The following is a 1,110-nucleotide window of genomic DNA, read 5'->3' as shown; positions in this document are numbered from 1 at the left end:
CTCGGCGGCGTCGCCGGGCAGGCCGGCGTCGCGGCGGTGACGCCGCTCTCGCCCGCGTACCCGCTGTTCGTCTTCCTCGCCACCGCCGGGGCCATCGTCGCGGCGCTGTTCCGCGAACTGCTGTTCGAGCGCGACGACCCGCTGGTGATGCTCTCGACGGGACTGCTCCTGTGGTCGTTCGCCGCGCTGTCCGGACCGATAACCGCCGTGGAGATTGCCGCGGCGCTCGCGCTCACCGTCGCCTTCGGACTCATCTCCTACGCCCTGAAGGCGGCGTCGGTCACGGGCATGCTGTCGGGCGTCCTCCTCAGCCTCCTCGTCATCGTCTTCGGCGGCTTCGGCTGGTTCGCGGTCCTGATGTCGTTCTTCGCCATCGGTGCGCTCTCGACGAAGTTCCGCTACGACGAGAAACTCGCTCGCGGCGTCGCCGAGGAGAACGAAGGCGCACGCGGCACCTCGAACGTGTTCGGCAACGCCGCCGTCGCCCTCGTCTCGGTCGTCGGCTTCGCCGCCAGCGCGCACGTCACGCTGGACGGGACGCTGTTCCAGTTCGCCTTCGCGGGGTCGATGGCGGCCGCGCTGAGCGACACGCTCTCCTCGGAGGTCGGCGGCCTGTACGACAACCCGCGGCTCATCACGACCCTCGAACGGGTCGAACCCGGAACCGACGGCGGCGTGACGTGGCAGGGCGAACTCGCGGGCCTCGTCGGCGCGGGTATCGTCGCCGCCGTCGCGGCCGCCCTGATGACGGACGTGACGGGACTGCTCGGCGCCGGCCTCGTCCTCCTCGGCGGACTCGCCGGGATGACCGTCGACAGCCTCCTCGGAGCCACCGTCGAGGGCTCTCGCGTGGGCAACGAGGCGGTGAACTTCACCGCGACGCTCGTCGGGGCCGTCGTCAGCACGGGCGTGGCGTTCGCCTTCGTCGCGTGACGCCCGTCCGCCGCGCCCGCCCCGCCGACGCCGAGGCGCTCTCGCGCCTCCAGTCGTACCTCGCGGAACCGGCCCCGGACCTCCTCGCGGCGGCCGGCGCGGTCGGCACCGTGTTCGTCTCCACCGACGCCCGGAACCGGCCGGTCGGCTACCTCCTCGCCGTCGAGTCCGGCGACC

1 protein-coding gene and 1 pseudogene are annotated in these 1,110 nt (G+C 72.5%); both read left to right on the top strand.

The genetic code is table 11. The features are described 5' to 3' along the window. Window positions 1-933, top strand: a 933-nt coding sequence (locus GJ632_RS21670; RefSeq protein WP_191453993.1) for a DUF92 domain-containing protein, incomplete at its 5' end; no start/stop codon positions are given. After that, a pseudogene (locus tag GJ632_RS21665) lies at window positions 930-1,110 on the top strand (N-acetyltransferase); the annotation flags it as partial. The gene GJ632_RS21670 and the pseudogene GJ632_RS21665, both read left to right, overlap by 4 nt.

The organism is Halogeometricum sp. CBA1124 (genome assembly GCF_009741955.1).
Classification (GTDB): Archaea; Halobacteriota; Halobacteria; order Halobacteriales; family Haloferacaceae; genus Halogeometricum; species Halogeometricum rufum.
The sequence above is the reverse complement of the archived record's forward strand: the minus strand, read 5'-3'. Positions and strand labels throughout refer to the sequence as shown.